Below are 20,414 nucleotides of genomic sequence, written 5' to 3'. Positions count from 1 at the left end.
AATCGCCCCCATGCAACGCACCGTGATCCTCGCCTCGACCTCGCGCTACCGCCGCGAACTGCTCTCCCGCCTGCACCTGCCCTTCGACGTGCACTCGCCGGAAGTAGACGAAACGCCATTGCCCGGCGAAACACCGCACGACCTCGCCGTGCGCCTCGCGCTCGAGAAGGCCAACGCCGTGGCCACCCGCTTTCCCGAAGCCGTCGTCATCGGCTCCGACCAGGTGGCCGACCTCGCCGGCGAAGCGCTGGGCAAGCCCGGCGACCACGCCCGGGCCACCGCCCAGTTGCGCCGCATGCGCGGCCAGACGCTGGTCTTCCAGACGGCCGTGGCCGTCGTCTGCAAGGCAACCGGCTTCGTCCAGCGCGACATCGCCCCCGTGCGCGTGGTGTTCCGCGACCTCGGCGATGACGCCATCGAGCAGTACCTGCAGGCCGAACAGCCCTACGACTGCGCCGGCAGCGCCAAGAGCGAAGGCCTGGGCATCGCGCTGCTGGACGCCATCGACAGCGACGACCCGACCGCGCTGGTCGGCCTGCCGCTGATAAGAACGTGCCGGATGCTGCGCGCCGCGGGGGTCGACCTCCTATGACGCAGAAGGAAAAGGGCAAGCTCTACCTCGTTCCCGCGCCGCTCGACTTCGGCTGCGAAGCGCAAGCCCCGCTGCAGGACGCCGTGCCGCTGGGCACCTTGCAGACCGCCGCCAAGATCACGCACTGGATCTGCGAGAACGCCAAGTCCGCGCGCGCCTACCTGAAGCGCATCGACGCCGTCGCGCCGCTCGCCGCCCCCCTGCAGGCGCAGAACATCCAGGAACTGCCGCGCGAAGTGCACAAGAAAGGCGATCACGCCGGCCAGTTCGACGCCCGACCGCTGCTCGCCGCAGCCCTCGAAGGCCACGACGTCGGCCTGATGAGCGAAGCCGGCATGCCGGCCGTGGCCGATCCGGGCTCGTCCGTGGCGCGCGCCGCGCACGACCTCGGCCTTGCCGTCATTCCGCTGACCGGCCCCGTCTCTCTGCTGCTCGCGCTGGCCGCAAGCGGGCTCAACGGCCAGAACTTCGCCTTCGTCGGCTATCTGCCGCAGGACGCGGGCGAGCGGCAGGCCCGAATCCGCGAGCTGGAGACGCTGGCGCTCAAGTCGGGCCAGACGCAGCTCTTCATCGAGACGCCCTATCGCAACGCCGCACTGCTGCAGGCGCTGGTGCAGACGCTGCAGCACAACACCCGCCTCGCCGTGGCGCGCGGACTGACGCTCGCCAACGCCCAGGTGCGCAGCGAGACAGTCAAGTCCTGGCGCGCCGTGAAGCCCCAGCCCACGACAGACGAACGCCTGCCCGCCGTGTTCGCGATCGGCCGCTGACCATGGTGGCCATCACTTCAGCCACGCGGTGGGCTTCGCGTGCGCAGTTCTTCGCAGCCGGCTTCATCTTCGCGACCTGGGGCGTGCACGTGCCCACGGTCAAGGCGCACTACGGCATCGACGAGGCACAGCTGGGCCTGGCCATGCTCGCAGCCGGCGCCGGCGCCATGTTCGGACTGACCAGCGCGGGTCGCTGGATCGGCCGCCACGGCCCGCGCCGCGTGGCCGGCATCTGCGGCACCGTTTACGCACTGCTGCTGGCCGGCCTGATCGTCATGCCGGGCTATGCCGCCCTGCTGCTCCTGCTGGCCGCGTTCGGGCTGGTGACCAGCGTGTTCGACGTGTCCATCAACACCGAGGCTGCACAGCTCGAACTTCACGGAGACACGCCGCTGATGAGCGGCATGCACGGCATGTTCAGCCTCGGCGGCATGGCCGGCGCCGCCAGCGGCAGCGCCGCGCTCGCGGCCGGCCTGGGTGCGCAGGCGCACCTGCTGCTGGTCGCGGCCGCGATGATGCTGCTCGTCGCCCTGGCCTCGCTGCGCATGCTGCCCCGGCCGGCTACCAGCGGCGCAACCGAGGTCGACCACGGCTTCCTGCTGCCCAAAGGCACGCTCGCGGTGCTGGGTGTGCTCGCCGCGCTGGGCCTGATCGCCGAAGGTGCCATTTACGACTGGAGCGTGCTCTATATGCAGCAGGAGATCGGCAGTCCGCAGCAACAGGCCGCGCTGGCCTACGCGAGCTTCTCGGCCGCGATGGCCGCCGCGCGCTTCGGCGGCGACGCACTGCGCGCCCGCTTCTCACCGGCTGCGCTGCTTCTGGGCAGCGGCCTGCTGGCGGCGGTTTCCATGGCGATGGTGCTCATCACCGACCTGCCCTGGCTGGCGCTGGTCGGTTTCGCCGGCGTGGGCGTCGGCTTCGCGAACGTGGTGCCAATCCTGTTCTCCGCCTCGGCAAAGGTGCCGGGCATCGAGCCCGCGCGCGGCATCGCGTCGGTCTCGGCCTTGGCCTATCTGGGGTTCATGGCGGGCCCGGCAGTGATCGGGCTGCTGGCGCGGGCGACCTCGCTGACGGCCGCGCTCTATGTGGTGGTGGTCTTCGCCGCGGCGCTGGCGGCATCGGCGCGCTACACGGCCGCTGGCAACCACACTAGCCAATAGGGAAACTGAATCCTTCGCGAAACACCGAGGAGCCGGCTTTGCCGGGCCTCTGGTGTTGCCCCCTGCAAGGGGGGTTGGCGAAGCGACACGAAGTAGTGCGCGAAGCCCGGGGGTCTACCTAAGCGCCGGGGTGGTGTGCATCAGGCGCACGGTGGTCTCGGCCATCGCCGCGCCGAACTTCTTGGCCAGCTTCTCGGCCACGTTGTCGCGCCGGGTGTAGTCGATCACCTCTTCGGCCTTGATCACTTCGCGCGCCACGTAGTCGACGTTGCCGAGTTGGTCGGCCAGGCCGTACTCGACGGCCTGCTCGCCGCTCCAGAAGAGGCCGCTGAACAGGCCGGGCGTGTCGAGCTTCAGGCGATCGCCGCGGCCGGCCTTCACCACGTTGATGAACTGCGTGTGGATCTGGTTGAGCATGGTCTGCGCGTGCGCGCGCTGCGCGTCGCTCATCGGGCTGAACGGGTCGAGGAAGCCCTTGTTCTCGCCGGCCGTCAGCAGGCGGCGCTCGACGCCGACCTTTTCCATCACGCCGGTGAAGCCGAAGCCATCCATCAGCACGCCGATGCTGCCGACGATGCTGGCCTTGTCGACGTAGATCTTGTCGGCCGCCGCGGCGATGTAATAGGCCGCCGAAGCGCAAGTTTCCTCGACCACGGCATACACCGGCTTCTTGTACTTGGCCTTCAGGCGCTTGATCTCGTCGTTGATGATGCCGGCCTGCACCGGGCTGCCGCCGGGCGAGTTGATCAGCAGCACCACGCCCTTGGCGCCCTCGTCCTCGAAGGCCGTCTTCATCGCGGCAACCACGAACTCGGCGCTCGCGTCGCCGCCGTTGGCGATCTCGCCCTTGATCTCGACGACGGCCGTGTGGGCCGTGCTCTTGGCCGCGCTAGGCGTGCTGCGCGAGAACGCGGCCCAGGCCAGGAAGACGAAGAAGGCCAGCCAGGCCAGTCGCGTGAAGGTCTTCCAGCGGCGCGCGGCCTTCTGTTCGTTCAGCGATGCGAAGGCAAGCTTCTCGAGAGTGGCGCGCTCCCAACCGGGACGCTGCGTGGGATCTTTGGCCATGTTCGTGGAAGGGGCCCGCTCAAATGGTTCGAACCCCGAGGGTTCGGTTCGGTTCGGGTCGGTCATGTCAGAAAGTCAGGGGGTGGAGGTTCCAGTCAGTATGCCAGTGCACCACGCCGTCATGCTCGCTCAGCGCGATCTTCACGAGGCCGCCGCGGCACGGGCCGCCCGCGCATTCGCCGGTGTCGGGCCTGTAGACCGCGCCGTGCGTCGCGCACAGCAGCCACTGGCCCGTGTCGTCGAAGAAGCGGTCGGGCTGGAAGTCGAGTTCCATCGCGACGTGGCTGCAGCGATTCAGGAACGCATGCGGCTGGCCCTCGAAGCGTATGGCGAAGGCCCGGCAGGTCTCGCCGCCATAGACCACGTCGAAGGGCACCGCCAGGCCGCCTTCGGCCAGGTCGGAGGCGTTGCACAGCGGAATGCGTTCCTGATCGCTCATGGCGGCATCTTCATTCAGGCGTTGTCGAGGAGCCAGCGTTCCAGGTCGGCCACCGAGTGCGCGACGTGCAGCGGCTTGAATTCATCGAAGCTCGCCGGCTCGTGCGCACCGTAGCTCACGCCCACGCTGGAGCAGCCGGCGTTCTGCGCGAGCTGCAGGTCGTGCGTGGTGTCGCCGATCATCAGGGTGCGCTCGGGCGGCACGTCGAGCTCTTCCATCAGCTCCAGCAGCATGCGCGGATGCGGCTTGCCGAAGGTTTCGTCGGCGGTGCGCGAGGCGTCGAAGCGGTCGCGCAGCGCGACGGACTTCAGCGCCTCGTTGAGGCCGCGGCGCGACTTGCCGGTGGCCACGGCCAGCTTGTGGCCGCGCTCGCGCAGCGCATCGAGCATCTGCAGCACGCCGTCGAACAGCACCAGGTCGTCCTGGTGCTGCAGGTAGTGATAGCGGTAGCGCGCGCCGAGCTCGGGGTATTTCTCCTTCGGCACGTCGGGCGCCGCGCGCGCGAGCGCCTCGGCCAGGCCGAGGCCGATCACCCAGGCTGCGTCGTTCTCGCTCGGCTTGGCGCCGCCGACGTCGATCACCGCCGCCTGGATGCAGCGCACGATCAGGCGGGTGGAGTCATAGAGCGTGCCGTCCCAGTCGAATGCGATCAGGTCGAAGCGTAGGGGTCTGTTGGAATCAGTCATGAGCCGTGGGAGTGGGGTGTCGGGCCATCGCCTCGAGGGCGGCTGGCGGCATCAGCGCGAGCAATTCGGGCGGCAGGCCAGCCTGCAGCGCCACGCGTTCGCCGCTGGCCGGGTGATTGAATTGCAGCCGCCACGCATGAAGGAACATGCGCCTGAGGCCGAGCTTGTGAAGCGCGCGCTGGCGCGCGGATTCGCCATATTTGTCGTCACCCGCGATCGGATGACCGGCCGAGGCGAGGTGCACGCGGATCTGGTGGGTGCGGCCGGTCTTGATCGTGACCGCCAGCAGCGACATCGGAGCCGACTCGCCCGGCAGCGAAAGCCGCGCGAGCACTCGCACCAGCGTGACGGCGCGCATGGCGTCCGGGTGATCCTTGGCGACCACGCGCACGCGGCGCTCGCCGGCGCCGGCCGAACCGTCGGGCAGCAGATATCTGGCAAGCGGCGCGTCGAGCACCTTCTTGTTGGCCGGCCAGTCGCCTTCGACCAGCGCCAGATAGGTCTTGCCGGTCTCGCGCTCGCGGAACTGGTCCTGCAGCGCGACCAGCGCGCTGCGCTTCTTGGCCAGCAGCAGGATGCCGGAGGTCTCGCGGTCGAGCCGGTGCACCAGTTCCAGGAATTTCGCCGCGGGCCGCGCCGTGCGCAGCTGCTCGATCACGCCGAAGCTCACCCCGCTGCCGCCGTGGACGGCCACGCCGGCCGGCTTGTCGACGGCCAGCACGAACTCGTCTTCGAGCAGCACCGGGAATTCGCGCGCCGGCGCGGGCGGGGCCGCATCCTCTTCCGCGCGCGGCGAGATGCGGATCGGCGGCAGCCGCAGCACGTCGCCGGCCTCGATGCGGGTTTCGGCCTGCGCCCGGCCCTTGTTGATGCGCACCTCGCCCGACCGGATGATCCGGTAGACGTGCGTCTTCGGAACGCCTTTCAGATGGCGGAAAAGGAAGTTGTCCAGCCGCTGCCCGGCGGATTCGGCGTCGACCGTGAGGAATCTGATGGCCGAATGCGGCGCCCCTGGCTCGCCTGAGGCCTCGCGGCCTGCGGGATTTCGAGCAGCCGCGGGGCTTTGCTTCGCACCTATAATGTTTTTCACCAGCGCGGTCGTGTAAGTGCTTGATTAGACAGAAGTTTAGTCCACTGCCATCAAATACCCAGGGCGGCGCAGGTAGGTCGATGCCGCTTTGGCGCCGAGCTGCAAACCCCGCGCAATCGCGCAAAGTGGCAGACCAGGCGCCCAAGTCAAGCCGACACCCACGAAACACCGATACGGAATACCCCAGCCTGCAGCTTCCAAGCTGTCGGCGGATCGAAGCGAGTCCCTTGTTGTGTTGATGCTGCTGATTCGAATGTGCCTGCACTGGCTTGCGCCAGTGGCTTCGGCCATTCCATCGTCCGCAGCGCGCTCCACCCTTGCGCAACCGGCTATCAAAAAGATAGCCACCCAACACCGAATCTGGCTCGCGCCCATCCACGCGCCCCCACCCCGGCTGTCTTCTTGAGCTAACGCTCGAGGGGCCTGCCCGCGCCCTGCGCGGCAGCGACAGCATCCGGGGCCCAAGCGGCAATTCCCTGGTTTCGCGGGCGTCGTCCGTGCATCGTTGGCTCGTCAAGGGCCTGTAGAACGATACATATAAGGACAACGCATCATGAAGCGGATGCTGATCAATGCCACGCAGGCCGAAGAACGCCGCCTGGCCATCGTCGACGGGCAGAAACTGCTCGACTACGAAATCGAAATCGAAGGGCGCGAACAGCGCAAGGGCAACATCTACAAGGCGGTCGTCACGCGCGTCGAGCCCTCGCTCGAAGCCTGTTTCGTCGACTACGGCGAAGACCGCCACGGCTTCCTGCCGTTCAAGGAAATCTCCAAGCAGTATTTCGCTGAAGGCGTGTCGGCCAGCCAGGCTCGCATCCAGGACGCGATCCGCGAAGGCCAGGAACTCACCGTCCAGGTCGAAAAGGAAGAACGCGGCAACAAGGGCGCCGCCCTCACCACCTTCATCTCGCTGGCCGGCCGCTACGTCGTGCTGATGCCGAACAACCCCCGTGGCGGCGGCGTCTCGCGCCGCATCGAGGGCGACGACCGCGCCGAACTCAAGGAGGCGATGGACCAGCTCGAGTACCCGAAGGGCATGAGCATCATCGCGCGCACCGCCGGTATCGGCCGCTCGGCGCCCGAACTCCAGTGGGACCTGAACTACCTGCTCAAGCTCTGGAGCGCCATCGACGGCGCGGCCAAGGGCGGCAAGGGCGCCTTCCTGATCTACCAGGAATCCTCGCTCGTCATCCGCGCCATCCGTGACTATTTCAATCACGACATCGGCGACATCCTGATCGACACCGACGACATCTACGACCAGGCCCAGCAGTTCATGGCGCACGTCATGCCCGAGCATGCCTCGCGCGTGAAGCGCTACCGCGACGACGCGGCGCTGTTCAGCCGCTTCCAGATCGAGCACCAGATCGAGTCGGCCTACGCCCGCACCGTGCAGCTGCCCTCGGGCGGCGCCATCGTCATCGACCACACCGAGGCGCTGGTCTCGGTCGACGTGAACTCGGCGCGCGCCATCAAGGGCGGCGACATCGAGGAAACCGCCACCCGCACCAACCTCGAAGCCGCCGACGAAGTAGCCCGCCAGATGCGCCTGCGCGACCTGGGCGGCCTGATCGTCATCGACTTCATCGACATGGACGAGTCGAAGAACCGCCGCGAAGTCGAAAGCCGCCTGCGCGACGCGCTCCGGCAAGACCGCGCCCGCGTGCAGTTCGGCTCGATCAGCAAGTTCGGCCTGATGGAAATGAGCCGCCAGCGCCTGAAGCCGGCGCTGTCCGAAGGCTCGTCGATCCCCTGCCCCCGCTGCGGCGGCTCGGGCCACATCCGCGACACCGAATCGAGCGCGCTGCAGATCCTGCGCATCATTCAGGAAGAGTCCATGAAGGACAACACCGCCGCCGTGCACGTGCAGGTGCCGGTGGAAGTGGCGTCGTTCCTGCTGAACGAAAAGCGCACCGAGATCGCCAAGATCGAACTCAAGCAGCGCGTGAGCGTGCTGATGGTGCCCAACAAGACGCTCGAGACGCCCAACTACAAGCTCGAGCGCCTGAAGCACGACGATCCGCGTCTCGACCACATCGAGGCCAGCTACAAGATGGCCGACGAGATCGAGGACCCGACCTCGGTCACCCGCCGTTCGCAGGAGCCCACCAACAAGCAGACGCCGGTCATCAAGGGCGTGCTGCCCGACGCGCCGGCTCCCGTGGTGCCGCCCAAGCCCGAAGCCGTGCGCGCTCCCGCCGCACCGGCACCGGTCGCTCCGCCCGTGGTGAGCGCGCCCGTTCCGGCGCAGACCGGCTTCTTCGCCTGGATCAAGAACCTGTTCGGCGGCACGCCGGCTCCTGCCGCCGCTCCCGCGCCGGCCCCCATCCCGGTCGAGGCACCGAAGCCCCGCCGCGACGGCCGCCCCGGCCGTGACGGCGAAACCCGCGGCGGCGCGCGCGACGGCGAACAGCGCCGTGGCGGCCGCAACGGCGAAGGCCGCGGCGAACGTGGCGAGGGCCGTGGCGAGAACGGCGGACGCCAGGGCGGTCGCGACGGCGAACAACGCCGCGGCGGCCGTGGTGGCGAGCGCCGCGAAGGCCGCGGCGAGGGCCGTGGCAACGAACAGCGCAACGAAGGCGCCAACAACCAGTCGCGCGAACAACGCGAGCCGCGTGAAGCACGTGAGGCACGCCCACCGCGCGACGGCGAACAGCGCCGCAACGGACGCGGCGAGCGCCGCGAAGGCGAAGGTCGCGAGGGCCGCAACAGCGTGCTGCCGGCCGATGCGCTCGATGGCACCAACCTCGAAGCCCAGCAACTGGCAGGTGCTGTCGCAGGCGAGGAAGGCAACGCAGCTGAGCGCGCACCGCGCGCCCGTGGCGAGCGTCGCGAACGCGGCGAGCGCAATGAGCGCAATGAGCGCGGAGAGCGTGGCGAACGCACTGGCGACCGCGAACGCAACGCCGCCGAAGCCGGCGAAGGCGCCGCCCAGGGCGAGCAGCAACGCCAGCCCCGCAACGGCCGCGACGAGCAGCGCGGACCGCGCGGCGAACGCAACGACCGCAACGACGGCCGCCGCGAACGCCGCAACGATGCCGTGCAAGCCGAAGCGGATGCACGCGGCGCCGAAGCCGCCGCAGCCGATGCCGAGCAAGGCAGCGAAGCCGCCGTCAACGGCAGCGGCGAACAGGCACCGCGCCGCGACGGCGAAGAGCGCCGCGACGGCGAAGAGCGCCGCGGCCGTTCGCGCGACCGCTACGGCCGCGACCGCCGCGAGCGCGGTCCGCGTGAAGAAGCCGAAGCAGGCGCAGCCGTGGCTGCCGAAGGCTTCTCCTCTTCGCAAGAGCCCGAGCAGCAACTGCCGCTGGCGTCCGAGCGCATCGAAGTGGCCGAGACCGTTGCCGTCGCCGCGGAAGTCCGCGAGGCACCGCAGCAGCAGGTTCGCGCCGAGCGCCCCGCGCCTGTCGTCGCAGCTGCTGCGGCCGAGCAGATCGTGGTTGCCGAAAGCGCCTCCGCCAAGGCCCCCGCAGCCGCCAACGGCCGTGCCCTGCCCAAGGTCCAGCCTTTCGAACTGCCGCTGGCCGAGCTCGCGCAGATCGCCGAGGGCTCTGGCCTGCAGTGGGTCAACTCCGACGCCGAGCGCATCGCCCAGGCGCGCGCCGCGATCGAGGCCGAGCCGAAGCCGGTGCACGTGCCGCGTGAGCGCCCGCCGGTGGTCGTGCTGGATGAAGGTCCGCTGGTGCTGGTCGAAACCCGCCGCGACCTCGGTTCGATGTCGCTGCCGTTCGAACAGCAGCAGCAAGGGCAGCGTCCGCACTGAGCGACGCACCCTCGCAAATGAAGAACGGCGCCCGTGGCGCCGTTTTTTATGCCCTGCTAAACCTTGTCTCGTGCCGCCGGTTCCGGCAGCTCCGGCATCTCCAGGATCAGCTCGCCGAACCTGCAGGCGCATTCGGTCCTGCCGTTCTCGCTCCAGATCAGCGAGAAGTCCACGCTCGGCAAAGTCGGCAGGCCGTAGCGGCCGTCGACGATCTTCATGCCCGGCTCCACGTCCTCGCGCGTGAGCACCGTGACGGCCAACCCGGCCAGCACTGCCGCGCGAATGCCGTGCTGGCTCGCCGAAGTGAAGACCACGTGCCAGTCGCGCGAAGTGGCATCCAGCGCGCCGGCCGCCACCTCGCGGTTGACGCAGGGCTTCGGAAAGAAGGCCAGCGGCAGCGATGCGCCCGGCTTCGGCTCGAAGCATTCGGCCGCCGCCCACACCAGCTGCGTGCGGCGCAGCCGCGTGCCCTCCTCGCAGCCCGGCGGCGACATCACCACCGCCAGGTCGAGCTCGCCCGCGCGGATCATGGCGCGGAAGTCGAGGTGCATGCTCACGCTGACCTCCATGCGCGTGGCGGGAAAGGAGCGCGCGAACTGCGACAGCAGCGGCGGCAGCCGCTCGCCCATGAAAGTGTCCGGGGCGCCGAAGCGCACCACGCCGGAGATCGGCGAAGGCTGGAAGCGCCGCGTCATCGCATCCAGCGTTTCGAGGATCTGCTGCGCGTAGCGCAGGAAGTCCTCACCGTCCTCCGTCACCGTGAGGCGGCGCGTCGTGCGATGCAGCAGCGGGCGGCCCACCTGTTCTTCCAGGCGCCGGATCTGGTGGCTCACGGCCGACTGCGTGAGATGCAGGCGCTGGGCGGCACGCGTGAAGCCGCCGGTTTCCTTGACGGCCACGAAGGCGCGCAGCAGTGCGGGGTCGAAATCCATGGCGTCAGATAAATGATGACTGTTCATGGATTCTAGGAAATTAAATCATTTCCATCATGAAGAGACTTTCCACAGAATCGCCCGGACTTCCCGACCAGGGACTCTTCGAAAGACTCCGATGCCTCTCTCCCACACCGGCAAGAACCGCGTCGCGCTGGCCGCGATCTGCCTCATTGCCATGATGTTCGGCCTGGAGATCTCCAGCGTGCCGGTCATCCTCCCCACGCTCGAGAAAACACTGCACGGCGACTTCAGCGACATGCAGTGGATCATGAACGCCTACACCATCGCCTGCACCACGGTGCTGATGGCCGCCGGCACGCTGGCCGACCGCTACGGCCGCAAGCGCATCCTGGTCGTCAGCGTGGTGCTGTTCGGCTTCGCTTCGCTGGCCTGCGGGCTCGCGCAGAACGCGGCGGTGCTGATCGTCGCGCGCTTCCTCCAGGGCCTGAGCGGCGGCGCGATGCTGATCTGCCAGCTCGCGGCGCTCTCGCACCAGTTCCAGCAAGGCAAGGAGCGCAGCCGTGCCTTCGCCACCTGGGGCGTGGTCTTCGGCATGGGCCTGGGCTTCGGCCGATCATCGGCGGCGCGATCGTGGCGCTGTCGAGCTGGCAGTGGGTGTTCCTGGTCCATGCGCCGCTGGCCGTGCTGGCGGTGGCGCTCGTGCTCGGCAGCGTGCAGGAGTCGCGCGACCCCGATGCACAGCGGCTCGACCTGCCCGGCATCGTCACGCTGTCGCTCGCGGTGCTGGGGCTGACCTGCTTCATCACGCAGGGGCCGGGCCTGGGCTTCACCAGCCCGCTGGCCATCGGCATCGCCGTTGCGTCGACCGCGAGCTTCGCCCTCTTCCTGTGGGTGGAAAAGACCAACCCGCATCCGATGTTCGATTTCTCGGTCTTCAGGATCCGCAACTTCTCGGGCTCGATCATCGGCTCCATCGGCATGAACTTCAGCTTCTGGCCCTTCATGATCTACCTGCCGATCTACTTCCAGGGCGCGCTGGGCTACGACGCGGTCGTCGCCGGCTCGGCGCTGCTGGCCTACACGCTGCCCACGCTGGCGCTGCCGCCGCTCGCGGAGCGGCTGTCGCTGCGCTATCGGCCGGGCGTCGTCATCCCCGCAGGCCTGTTCGTGATCGGGCTGGGCTTCATCGCGATGCGCTACGGCAGCGGCGTGAGCCACGCGAGCTGGATGACGATGCTGCCGGGCTGCCTGCTGGCCGGCATCGGACTGGGCCTGACCAACACGCCCGTCACCAACACCACCACCGGCTCGGTGCCGAGCGCGCGTGCGGGCATGGCGTCGGGCATGGACATGAGCGCGCGCCTCATCACGCTGGCCATCAACATCGCGCTGATGGGCTTCGTGCTGCTCGAAGGGATTCATGCGCATCTGCGTGGCGCGCTTTCCGCGTCGCTCGACGCGCTCCAGCTGCGCTCGCTGGCGGAGAAGATCGCGGCCGGCAGCTTCGCGTCGCTCGGCGAAGCCTTTCCGGTGCTGTCGCAGGCCGACCCGTCGGGTGCCACGGTGCACGCGGCGCTGGTGCACGGCTTCGGGCTGGTGATGCTCTACGGCGGCGTCGGCGTGTGGGTGCTGGCCGGCGTCAGCTGGCTCGTGTTCGGTAGCGGAAAGCGGTCGACGCAACCGGCGCCGGGCCTGAAAAGCCCGCCTGCCCCTGACGGGGCCCGGCGGAGATTCAGCTGTTCTCGACCTGCGCCGCGCGCTTCCAGGCCTCAGCCGCCTGCTCGGCGTCGTCGCGGTCTTCGGCCAGCCTGGCGAGCGCCAGCCAGGCGCGGCGATACAGCTCCGTGTCCTGCAGTCCGAGCCCGGCCTGCATCAGCAGCTGCTGTGCCTTGCCCCAGAGCTGGCGCTTCATGCAGGCCATGCCGGCGAGGTACTGCAGGTTCGGGTCGCGCGGGTTGCTGCGCTGCGCTGCTTCGATGCGCGCCAGCCAGTCGGCATCCACCGAGTCGAGCCCCGCTTCGAGCGCGCGCGCCAGCTTGACGCGCAATGCGTCGCCCAGGCCGCGCGGATTGGCCACCATGCGTTCCCATGCCGGCAGCAGCCAGCCGCGCGCGAGCGCAAGGTCTCCACGCAGCGCGACCATGCGCTGGGCGGCGTGGATCGCCACCTCGGGCATCCCGCGCTCGTTGGCGTCGAGCTCGCTCCACGCACGCAGCAGCTGCGCGGGATCGTGCGCGCCCGACAGCAGCTCGGTGGCGAGGCCGCGCACGATGCTCTGCGCAGCCGCATCTGAGAAGGCACGGTGCTTGGCCAGCAGGCGCGCGGTTTCGAGCGCTTCGAGCGTGCGGCGATCCTGGCGCGCCGCCTTCAGCCGCAGGCGCAACGCGAGCGTGCGGCGCTGGGCGCCCTGTGGCAGCTCTTCGAGCCGTGCGAGCGCGGCGGCTGCGTCGCGGTCTTCGAGCGCCCAGCGCGCCGCGCGCAGCTGCACGCCCTCGCGCGTCTCGGGGCTGGCGAGCACGGTGCGGTCGACGCTTTCGTTGAGGGCCTGCTGCAGATGCGCGTCGCGCGCCGCCTTGTCCTGCAGCGCCTGCGCGCTCTCGGCGGCGAGCAGGTGCGACAGCACGCGAACCTGCTGCGCCTGCGGCAGGCTGGCGCCGAGCGCGGCCAGCGTCTTCTCCTGCGTGAGCGCCGCCTGAGCGGCCTTGCGCGCGCGCGAGAAGCGCCCGGAAATCAGCTGCACCATCGCGTCGAGCAGTGCCGCATGCAGCGTGCGCTCCTTCTGCTGCAGCCGCCACTGGCGCGCCTGCTTCGGCAGCGAGAACAGCGCGGCGAGCGCACGCAGCGCCGCATGCAGCAGCACGAAGACCACCAGCAGGATCACGAGCACGAGGTTGAGCGAAAGATCGACACGCCACGGCGGCCAGAACACGGTGATCGTGCCCTGGTTGTTGCCTGCGAAGAGAGCGACTGCCGCGGCGACGGCGAAGAGGGCGAGAAGCCAGATTGCTGCGCGCATGGATGTCCGATCACCGTCCTGCCGCTGCGGTGGCAAGTGCCGACAGCGTGTCGTCGATGCGGACCGGCTCGGTCGTCTTCACCAGGGACTGCAGCTGCTGCAGCAGCGTGGCCGCGGCCTGGGTGCGGCGCGACGCGGGGTCGAAGTAGCGGTTGAGCGAAGCCGTCACCTGCGACAGCTCGCTGCGCGTGGCTTCCATCTGCCGCGACAGCAGCGACAGGCGCGCATTGAGCAGCTTCAGCTTGAGGTTCTCGCGCAGGAAGTACGACTGCTCGGGCGCCAGCAGGATCGCCTCGGGGGTCTGGATGCGGCCGACGCGCACCAGCGAGCGGGCCTCGCCCTGCACGGTGAGCAGCACGCGGCGCCACCAGGGCGCGTCGGCGGGAATGGGCTCGGGCTGCCAGGCGTTGGTGCCGGTGCCGCGAACGGCCACCGCGTTGAGCGTGGGCAGGTCGTCCACGTTGCGCATCAGTTCGTCGAGCTTCTGCAGCGCCTCGCCGCCGTCGTTGCTGGCGCTGGCGCGCAGGCGGTCGGCGTCGCGCTGCATGGCGCGCTGCAGGGGAGCGAGCCGCGGCTGCGCGGCGCGTGCGATGCGGGTGTCGCCGGCCTTCAGCGCGGCCAGCAGCGGCTCGACGCTGCCCGTGACCTGCGCCTGCTGCAGGGCGAGGCGCACGGCCGACTCGATGTCGACCACGAGGTTCTCGTCGCGCGAACGCGAGAGGCTCTGGATGAGTTCCTCGAGCTGCGAGCGCTGCAGCGCGATTTCGGTCACGCGGGTCTCGACCAATGCGACGCGCGCCGAGGCATCGCGCACCGTGTCGCTGGCCTGGCGTGCCAGCGTGCGCGCTTCCATCGACTGCGCAATGGCGTCTGCGCTCTGGCGCGCGAGCTGCTCCTTCATGCCGCCGACCTTCTGCCACAGCGCGATCGACATCAGCAATGCGGCCAGCGCCACGAGGGCCACGAGGCCGAATCCGATGCGGGAGAGAAGCAGCGCGCCCGCGGCCTGCGCGGCAGGTGCCTGGTGGGGTGCCAGCGGGGCGGGCACCGGCGCCGTGGCAGCGGATGGGGAAGAAGGAAGATCGTCTGTGGGGGACGCGGCGCTCATGCCAAGGATTCTATAGACGCGACCAGCGCCTCCAGCAGCGGTGTGCATACACGCAACGTCCCGAAACCCGCAGCCCGCGCGGCTTCGCCGATGCGCGCATGCGTGGCGACCGCGCTCGCGGCATGCCATTGCACGCCGGGCATCGCGCGCTGCAGATTGCCGATGGCCTCGGAGCTGCTGAAGAGCCAGATCGCGCGGCCTTCGGCGCCGTCGGTCGCGAGCGTGCGTTGTACGACATCCAGCGATGGCGGCAGCCGGCGATAGGCCACCACGGTGTCGCGAAGGCAGCCCGCTGCATCGACCTCGTTGGCAAGCCAGTCGCGTCCCGCGGGCCGTCCGGCTTCGTCGCCGCCGCGCACGATCAACATGCGAACGCCCTTCGACACCTGCGCGTGGACGCGCTCCCACAGCGCCTCGGAATCGAAGCGCGTGGCCTCGGGCGGCGGTGCGTCGATGGACTCGGGCGGCACGCCCGCACGCAGCAAGGCGCGCTTCGTACCGGGGCCCGTGGCCCAGAAGCGGCGACCTGCCAGCGAATCGGCGGCTCCCCTGTGCTGGAAGAAATGCTCGACCGCCGTGGCGCTAACGAACATCAGCGCGGCGTAGTCGGCGATCTGCCGCCATGCCGCGCGCAGCGGCTCGACGTCGGTGGCGGGTTCGATCACGATGAGCGGCAGCGCCACCGCGTCGATACCTGCACCGCGCAGATCGCTCACCCATTGCGCGGCCTCGCGCGCCGGCCGCGTGACGATGACGGGACGGCCGGTCATACGACGACCACCGGTATCAGTGGGCCCCGGCTGCGCGCAGCAGCGCCGCGGCATGCTGGCCGAGCGCGTCGGCCTCGGCGAAGTCGCCGGCCTGCGCCAGCGCATGCACCTTCACCAGCGGCACGTTGCCTTCGGGATCGCCCCAGGCGGCATCGATGCGCAGCGCGCCGTCGGCCTGCCAGCGCGCATGGGCCGCCAGCGGCATGGAGCAGCTGCCGCCCATCGCGCGGCTCACGGCGCGCTCGGCGGCGGTGGAGAGCCAGTCGCCCCTGTGGGCCAGCGAGCCCAGCAGTTCGATGAGGTCCTTGCGGTCGGCGCGCACTTCGACGCCGAGCGCACCCTGCCCCGCGGCGGGCAGCATGGTGTCGGCGTCGAAGGCCACGCGGATGCGGCTTTCCAGCCCCAGGCGCTTGAGACCGGCCGCCGCCAGCACGATGGCGTCGTACTGGCCTTCGTCGAGCTTGCGCAGGCGGGTGTCGAGGTTGCCGCGCAGCGGTTCGATGCGAAGGTCGGGCCGCAGCGCGCGCAACAGTGCCACGCGGCGCAGGCTGGAGGTGCCGACCACGGCGCCCTGCGGCAGCGCGTCGAGCGAATCGAAGCGGGGAGAGACGAGCGCGTCGCGCGGGTCTTCGCGCTCCAGCACGCAGGCCAGCACGAAGCCTTCGGGCAGGTCCATCGGCACGTCCTTCAGCGAATGGACTGCGATGTCGGCGCGCCCTTCCTCGAGCGCGAGTTCGAGTTCCTTCACGAAGAGCCCCTTGCCGCCCACCTTGCTGAGCGTGCGGTCGAGGATTTGGTCGCCGGTGGTGGTCAGCCCCAGCAGGCTGACGGCGTGGCCTCTTTCTTGCAAAAGCGACTGCACGTGTTCGGCTTGCCACAGTGCCAGTCTGCTTTCGCGCGTGGCGATGACGATATTGCTCAAGACCGGTCCCAAAAGTACGTGTTCCAAACCGAGGGAATGCTAGCATGTTGCGCCGCAACAACGAAGACGGCACTCCATTCAAGAAGTCCAGGACAAACATCGAATGAAAGCCAGCAAGACACCTGCTCCGCCCAAGCGCCGCCAGGCCGAAGACCAGCCTCTGATCGAAGACATCCGGCTGTTGGGCCGGATCCTCGGCGACGTGATCCGGGAGCAGGAGGGAGAAGAGACATATGCACTGGTCGAGAAGATCCGCACTCTCTCCGTGGCTTTCCGCCGCGATGCGGATCAGGCGGCCGACCGGGCGCTGAAGAACCTGCTCAAGGGGCTGAGCGCCGCCGAGACGGTGCGCGTGATCCGCGCCTTCACCTACTTCAGCCACCTGGCCAATCTTGCCGAGGACCGCCACCAGATCCGCCGCCGCACCGAGACCGAGCGCGCCGGCGAAAGCGTCGAGGGCGACCTGCAGACCGCGCTCGCGCGCATCCGCAAGGCCGGCGTGAAGCCCGACGAGATCGTCGCCTCGCTGGCCCACAGCTATGTCTCGCCGGTGCTCACCGCGCACCCTACCGAAGTGCAGCGCAAGAGCATCCTCGATGCCGAACGCGCCATCGCCCAGTTGCTGACGGTGCGCGACGAGATCCGGCTGCGCCAGAGCGCCTATGCCTCGGGCAAGGACACGCTCACGCCGCTGGAGTTTGCCGAGAACGAAAACGCAGATCCGCACCCGCGTCACGCAAATCTGGCAGACGCGCATCCTGCGCTTCTCCAAGCTCACCGTGGCCGACGAGATCGAGAACGCGCTGAGCTATTACGAAGCCACCTTCCTGCGCGAGATTCCGCGCGTGTACGCCGACCTCGAAAAGGCGCTGGCACAGGGCGGCCATGTGCCGTCGGTCGCGCCTTTCCTGCGCATGGGCCAGTGGATCGGCGGCGACCGCGACGGCAACCCGAACGTCACGGCCGAGACGCTCGAATACGCGCTCAGCCGCCAGTGCGAGCTGGCGCTGCGCTACTACCTCACCGAAGTGCACTACCTCGGCGGCGAGCTGTCGCTGTCGGCCACGCTGGTCGACGTGTCGGTGGAAATGCAGGCACTCGCAGAGCGCTCGCCCGACACCAGCGAGCACCGCAAGGACGAGCCCTACCGCCGCGCGCTCACCGGCGTGTATGCGCGCCTGGCGGCCACGCTGCGCGAGCTCACCGGCGGCGAGGCCGCGCGGCACGCCGTCGCACCGCAGAACCCGTACAAGAGCGCGGAAGAATTCCTGGCCGACCTGCGCACGGTGGCCGAGTCGCTGGAGGAAAAGCACGGCAGCGTGCTGGCCGCGCCGCGCCTCCTGCCGCTGATCCGCGCGGTGGAGGTGTTCGGCTTCCACCTGGCCACGGTCGACCTGCGCCAGAGCTCCGACAAGCACGAGGCCGTGATCGCCGAGCTGCTGGCCACCGCGCGCATCGAGCCCTCGTATGCATCGCTGGCCGAAGAGGCCAAGCAGACGCTGCTGCTCAAGCTGCTCGACGACGCCCGGCCGCTGCGCGTGCCCGATGCCGACTACTCGCCGCTCGCGAAGAGCGAGCTGGCCATCTTCGCGGCCGCGCGCACCGCGCGTGCGCGCTACGGCGCCGCCGCCATCCGCCACTACATCATCAGCCACACCGAGACGGTGAGCGACCTGCTCGAAGCCCTGCTGCTGCAGAAGGAAGCGGGCCTGCTGCGCGGCGCGATGGACGGCAAGGCGACCTGCGACCTGATCGTGGTGCCGCTGTTCGAGACCATCGAGGACCTGCGCAACGCCGCGCCCATCGTGCGCGCCTTCTATGCGCTGCCGAACATCCAGGCGCTCATCGAGCGCTCGGGCGCCGAGCAGGACGTGATGCTCGGCTACTCCGACAGCAACAAGGACGGCGGCATCTTCACCAGCAACTGGGAGCTGTACCGCGCGGGCATCGCGCTGGTGTCGCTCTTCGACGAACTGAACAAGAAGAAGGCCAACCCGATCCGCCTGCGCATGTTCCACGGCCGCGGCGGCACGGTAGGACGCGGCGGCGGTCCGAGCTACCAGGCCATCCTCGCGCAGCCACCCGGCACGGTGCGCGGCCAGATCCGGCTCACCGAGCAGGGCGAAGTCATCGGCTCGAAGTACGCCAACCGCGAGATCGGCCGGCGCAACCTCGAAACGCTGGTGGCCGCCACGCTCGAAGCCACGCTGCTGCCGCAGGGCAAGTCGGCGCCTGCCAATTTCCTCTCCGCCGCGAGCGAACTCTCGGCCGCGAGCATGGCGGCCTACCGCAAGCTGGTCTACGAGACGCCGGGCTTCGGCGACTACTTCTTCGGCTCCACGCCGATCCGCGAGATCGCCGAGCTCAACATCGGCTCGCGCCCCGCCTCGCGCAACCCCAGCCACAAGATCGACGACCTGCGCGCGGTGCCGTGGAGCTTCAGCTGGGGCCAGTGCCGCCTCACGATTCCGGGCTGGTTCGGCTTCGGCTCGGGCGTGGAGCAGTTCCTGGCCGCAGCGGGCAACCCGGCCGGCCGCAAGGAGCGCCAGGCGCTGCTGCAGCGCATGTACGCGCAGTGGCCCTTCTTCCGCACGCTGCTGTCGAACATGGACATGGTGCTCGCCAAGAGCGACCTCGCACTGGCCTCGCGCTATGCCGAGCTGGTGACCGACCGCAAGCTGCGCCAGAAGGTGTTCTCGATGATCGATGCGGAATGGCACCGCACCTCCGACGCGCTCTCGCTCATCACCGGCGCGAAGCAGCGGCTCGAAGGCAACGCCGAGATGCAGCGATCGGTGCGCCATCGCTTCCCCTACATCGATCCGCTGCACCACCTTCAGGTGGAGCTGATGCGGCGCTATCGCGCGGGCGATGGCGGCGAGCGGCTGCAGCGCGGCATCCACATCTCGATCAACGGGGTGGCGGCGGGGCTGCGCAACACGGGCTGACGCCACCGCGCGAGCCGGGACGGGCCCTTCGGGGCCCGTCGTCGTTTGCGGCGCGCATAGACTCGCAGCCCCATCCACCGAAAGAGAACGCCATGAAAGGCTCCTGCCTCTGCGGCACCGTCCGGTACGAAGCCGCGCGCCTCGCCGGCCCCATCGCTCACTGCCATTGCCAGACCTGCCGCAAGGCGCACAGCGCCGCGTTCACCACCACCGCGCGCGTCGACCGCGCCGACTTCCGCTGGACCGCCGGCGAAGAAGCCATCGGCTCCTTCGAATCGACGCCCGGCAAGCTGCGCCACTTCTGCACGCGCTGCGGCACGCACCTCGTGGCCGAGTGGGTGGACAAGCCGCAGGTCATCCTGCGCCTGGGCTCGCTCGACGACGACCCGGGCCAGCGCCCCGCCTCGCACATCTGGACTTCGCACGAGGTGCCGTGGCTCGACCACGCGAGCGAGATTCCGTCTTTCCCCGAGGCGCCGCCGGCCAAGGCATGAACGCATGAGCACGAAGATCGGTTCTCGCCGCAGGCTCATCGTCGCCATCCTGCTGTGCGTGGCGGTGGGCGGCGCGGTGGTGCGGCACTACGCGGCACCGGGCTCCACCACGCGCGACATCGCGACGCTGCTGATGGTGCTGTGGGTGCCGATCATCGGCAACGTGATCGCGTGGCTGATCGGCAAGTGGCCGCGCCGCAAGCCGCCGGCGGCACCTCCCGGCTTCGATGCGCTGGGTGCCTTCACGCCGGCCGCGCTCGCGGAGATCACCTTCCGCAAGCCTGCCCTGCCCTCGCAGGACACGCCCATTGCGCCGGGCGAATACCGCTGCGCGCTGGTGCTCGACAAGGAAGGCTTCTCTGCGCGCTGGATGGTGCCCGCGGGCGATGCGCTGGAGCGCGGCAAGCCGGCCGCGCTCGAGGTCGAGTTCCTCTCGCCAGCCGCCGCGCTGTCGCGCTTCCAGCCCGGTACGAACTTTCGCGTACTGATCGGCGATTCCTTCGTGGCCGATGGCCGCATATTGGAGCTGCGGCCCGCGCTGGCTTAGGCCGTCGCAACGGCCCCGTGGATGGCGATAGCCATCAAAAGGGCCCATTGTTCGTCCCCGGGAAACTGTCTGCTGCCGCACGGCCCCTTTGTCGCGCAGGCGCCGGCTCGCACACTCGACGCCTCTTCAACGGCATCGGTGCGCG

Annotated in this window: 15 protein-coding genes and 2 pseudogenes; 8 read left to right on the top strand and 9 right to left on the bottom strand. The window is 69.2% G+C overall.

Translation table 11 applies throughout. The features are described from left to right. The first annotated feature begins 10 nt into the window (after positions 1 to 10). From ACHMXA_RS11185 to ACHMXA_RS11175, 3 genes are read left to right on the top strand one after another with little or no spacing between them, the layout of a single operon-like run. Positions 11 to 592, top strand: a complete 582-nt coding sequence (locus ACHMXA_RS11185) for a Maf family protein (protein WP_395320688.1) — start codon at positions 11 to 13, stop codon at positions 590 to 592. Then, positions 589 to 1,362 carry an SAM-dependent methyltransferase gene (locus ACHMXA_RS11180; RefSeq protein WP_176664446.1) on the top strand — a complete coding sequence of 258 codons (774 nt, stop codon included), beginning with the start codon at positions 589 to 591 and terminating at the stop codon, positions 1,360 to 1,362. Before ACHMXA_RS11185 ends, ACHMXA_RS11180 begins: the two co-directional genes overlap by 4 nt. 2 nt (positions 1,363 to 1,364) lie before the next feature. Continuing rightward, complete coding sequence (locus ACHMXA_RS11175; RefSeq protein ID WP_176664445.1) at positions 1,365 to 2,522, top strand: MFS transporter; 1,158 nt, start codon at positions 1,365 to 1,367, stop codon at positions 2,520 to 2,522. Positions 2,523 to 2,636: 114 nt separating this feature from the next. Here ACHMXA_RS11175 and ACHMXA_RS11170 read toward each other — a convergent pair whose 3' ends face one another. The 4 genes from ACHMXA_RS11170 to ACHMXA_RS11155 are packed head-to-tail and all read right to left on the bottom strand — an operon-like array spanning position 2,637 to position 5,802. Then, entirely contained in the window at positions 2,637 to 3,653 is a 1,017-nt protein-coding gene (locus ACHMXA_RS11170) for a S49 family peptidase (RefSeq protein WP_176664444.1), read from the bottom strand. Between the two features lies 1 nt (position 3,654). Then, complete coding sequence (locus ACHMXA_RS11165; protein ID WP_176664443.1) at positions 3,655 to 4,026, bottom strand: Rieske 2Fe-2S domain-containing protein; 372 nt, start codon at positions 4,024 to 4,026, stop codon at positions 3,655 to 3,657. A gap of 14 nt (positions 4,027 to 4,040) precedes the next feature. Then, the gene (locus ACHMXA_RS11160; protein WP_176664442.1) at positions 4,041 to 4,712 is read right to left on the bottom strand and encodes an HAD family hydrolase; all 672 of its coding nucleotides are present in this window, start codon (positions 4,710 to 4,712) and stop codon (positions 4,041 to 4,043) included. Further along, entirely contained in the window at positions 4,705 to 5,802 is a 1,098-nt protein-coding gene (locus ACHMXA_RS11155; protein ID WP_176664441.1) for an RluA family pseudouridine synthase, read from the bottom strand. The genes ACHMXA_RS11160 and ACHMXA_RS11155 overlap by 8 nt, the downstream gene beginning before the upstream one ends. Before the next feature lie 553 nt (positions 5,803 to 6,355). Between ACHMXA_RS11155 and ACHMXA_RS11150 the strand changes: the two genes are divergently transcribed. Then, positions 6,356 to 9,568, top strand: a complete 3,213-nt coding sequence (locus ACHMXA_RS11150; RefSeq protein ID WP_176664440.1) for an Rne/Rng family ribonuclease — start codon at positions 6,356 to 6,358, stop codon at positions 9,566 to 9,568. 56 nt (positions 9,569 to 9,624) lie between these two features. On the opposite strand, the gene ACHMXA_RS11145 is transcribed toward ACHMXA_RS11150, so the two are convergent. Further along, positions 9,625 to 10,500 carry a LysR family transcriptional regulator gene (locus tag ACHMXA_RS11145; RefSeq protein ID WP_176664439.1) on the bottom strand — a complete coding sequence of 292 codons (876 nt, stop codon included), beginning with the start codon at positions 10,498 to 10,500 and terminating at the stop codon, positions 9,625 to 9,627. Between the two features lie 118 nt (positions 10,501 to 10,618). On the opposite strand from ACHMXA_RS11145, the pseudogene ACHMXA_RS11140 reads away from it, so the two are divergent. Further along, positions 10,619 to 12,120, top strand: a pseudogene (locus ACHMXA_RS11140) (MFS transporter); the annotation flags it as partial. A 76-nt stretch (positions 12,121 to 12,196) separates the two neighbouring features. Here ACHMXA_RS11140 and ACHMXA_RS11135 read toward each other — a convergent pair. Genes ACHMXA_RS11135 through hemC form a run of 4 tightly spaced genes read right to left on the bottom strand, consistent with a single transcriptional unit; the run spans position 12,197 to position 16,280 of the window. After that, positions 12,197 to 13,480, bottom strand: coding sequence for a heme biosynthesis protein HemY (locus ACHMXA_RS11135; protein WP_176664437.1), 1,284 nt, complete (start codon positions 13,478 to 13,480; stop codon positions 12,197 to 12,199). Positions 13,481 to 13,490: 10 nt separating this feature from the next. Then, the gene (locus ACHMXA_RS11130) at positions 13,491 to 14,588 is read right to left on the bottom strand and encodes a uroporphyrinogen-III C-methyltransferase (RefSeq protein ID WP_176664436.1); all 1,098 of its coding nucleotides are present in this window, start codon (positions 14,586 to 14,588) and stop codon (positions 13,491 to 13,493) included. Further along, complete coding sequence (locus tag ACHMXA_RS11125) at positions 14,585 to 15,358, bottom strand: uroporphyrinogen-III synthase (protein ID WP_176664435.1); 774 nt, start codon at positions 15,356 to 15,358, stop codon at positions 14,585 to 14,587. The genes ACHMXA_RS11130 and ACHMXA_RS11125 overlap by 4 nt, the downstream gene beginning before the upstream one ends. 16 nt (positions 15,359 to 15,374) lie before the next feature. Next, positions 15,375 to 16,280, bottom strand: coding sequence for a hydroxymethylbilane synthase (gene hemC, locus ACHMXA_RS11120; RefSeq protein ID WP_256098953.1), 906 nt, complete (start codon positions 16,278 to 16,280; stop codon positions 15,375 to 15,377). 103 nt (positions 16,281 to 16,383) lie between these two features. Between hemC and ppc the strand changes: the two are divergent. From ppc to ACHMXA_RS11105, 3 genes and pseudogenes are all read left to right on the top strand, one after another. Further along, positions 16,384 to 19,228, top strand: a pseudogene (gene ppc, locus ACHMXA_RS11115) (phosphoenolpyruvate carboxylase). Between the two features lie 92 nt (positions 19,229 to 19,320). Next, positions 19,321 to 19,722 carry a GFA family protein gene (locus ACHMXA_RS11110; protein ID WP_176664432.1) on the top strand — a complete coding sequence of 134 codons (402 nt, stop codon included), beginning with the start codon at positions 19,321 to 19,323 and terminating at the stop codon, positions 19,720 to 19,722. Positions 19,723 to 19,726: 4 nt separating this feature from the next. Further along, complete coding sequence (locus ACHMXA_RS11105; RefSeq protein ID WP_176664431.1) at positions 19,727 to 20,269, top strand: hypothetical protein; 543 nt, start codon at positions 19,727 to 19,729, stop codon at positions 20,267 to 20,269. Positions 20,270 to 20,414: the final 145 nt, after the last annotated feature.

Origin of the sequence: Variovorax sp. UC74_104 (genome assembly GCF_044055375.1) — a bacterium.
Taxonomy (GTDB): Bacteria; Pseudomonadota; Gammaproteobacteria; order Burkholderiales; family Burkholderiaceae_C; genus Variovorax.
Note: the sequence above shows the minus strand (reverse complement) of the source record. Positions and strands in the feature narration are given on the sequence as shown.

Excerpts from the sequence above, each read along its gene's own strand:
- ACHMXA_RS11185 (WP_395320688.1), top strand. The coding sequence starts at position 11 with ATGCAACGCACCGTGATCCTCGCCTCGACCTCGCGCTACCGCCGCGAA.
- ACHMXA_RS11180 (WP_176664446.1), top strand. The coding sequence starts at position 589 with ATGACGCAGAAGGAAAAGGGCAAGCTCTACCTCGTTCCCGCGCCGCTC.
- ACHMXA_RS11175 (WP_176664445.1), top strand. The coding sequence starts at position 1,365 with ATGGTGGCCATCACTTCAGCCACGCGGTGGGCTTCGCGTGCGCAGTTC.
- ACHMXA_RS11170 (WP_176664444.1), bottom strand. The coding sequence starts at position 3,653 with ATGACCGACCCGAACCGAACCGAACCCTCGGGGTTCGAACCATTTGAG.
- ACHMXA_RS11165 (WP_176664443.1), bottom strand. The coding sequence starts at position 4,026 with ATGAGCGATCAGGAACGCATTCCGCTGTGCAACGCCTCCGACCTGGCC.
- ACHMXA_RS11160 (WP_176664442.1), bottom strand. The coding sequence starts at position 4,712 with ATGACTGATTCCAACAGACCCCTACGCTTCGACCTGATCGCATTCGAC.
- ACHMXA_RS11150 (WP_176664440.1), top strand. The coding sequence starts at position 6,356 with ATGAAGCGGATGCTGATCAATGCCACGCAGGCCGAAGAACGCCGCCTG.
- ACHMXA_RS11145 (WP_176664439.1), bottom strand. The coding sequence starts at position 10,500 with ATGGATTTCGACCCCGCACTGCTGCGCGCCTTCGTGGCCGTCAAGGAA.
- ACHMXA_RS11135 (WP_176664437.1), bottom strand. The coding sequence starts at position 13,480 with ATGCGCGCAGCAATCTGGCTTCTCGCCCTCTTCGCCGTCGCCGCGGCA.
- ACHMXA_RS11130 (WP_176664436.1), bottom strand. The coding sequence starts at position 14,588 with ATGAGCGCCGCGTCCCCCACAGACGATCTTCCTTCTTCCCCATCCGCT.
- ACHMXA_RS11125 (WP_176664435.1), bottom strand. The coding sequence starts at position 15,358 with ATGACCGGCCGTCCCGTCATCGTCACGCGGCCGGCGCGCGAGGCCGCG.
- ACHMXA_RS11110 (WP_176664432.1), top strand. The coding sequence starts at position 19,321 with ATGAAAGGCTCCTGCCTCTGCGGCACCGTCCGGTACGAAGCCGCGCGC.
- ACHMXA_RS11105 (WP_176664431.1), top strand. The coding sequence starts at position 19,727 with ATGAGCACGAAGATCGGTTCTCGCCGCAGGCTCATCGTCGCCATCCTG.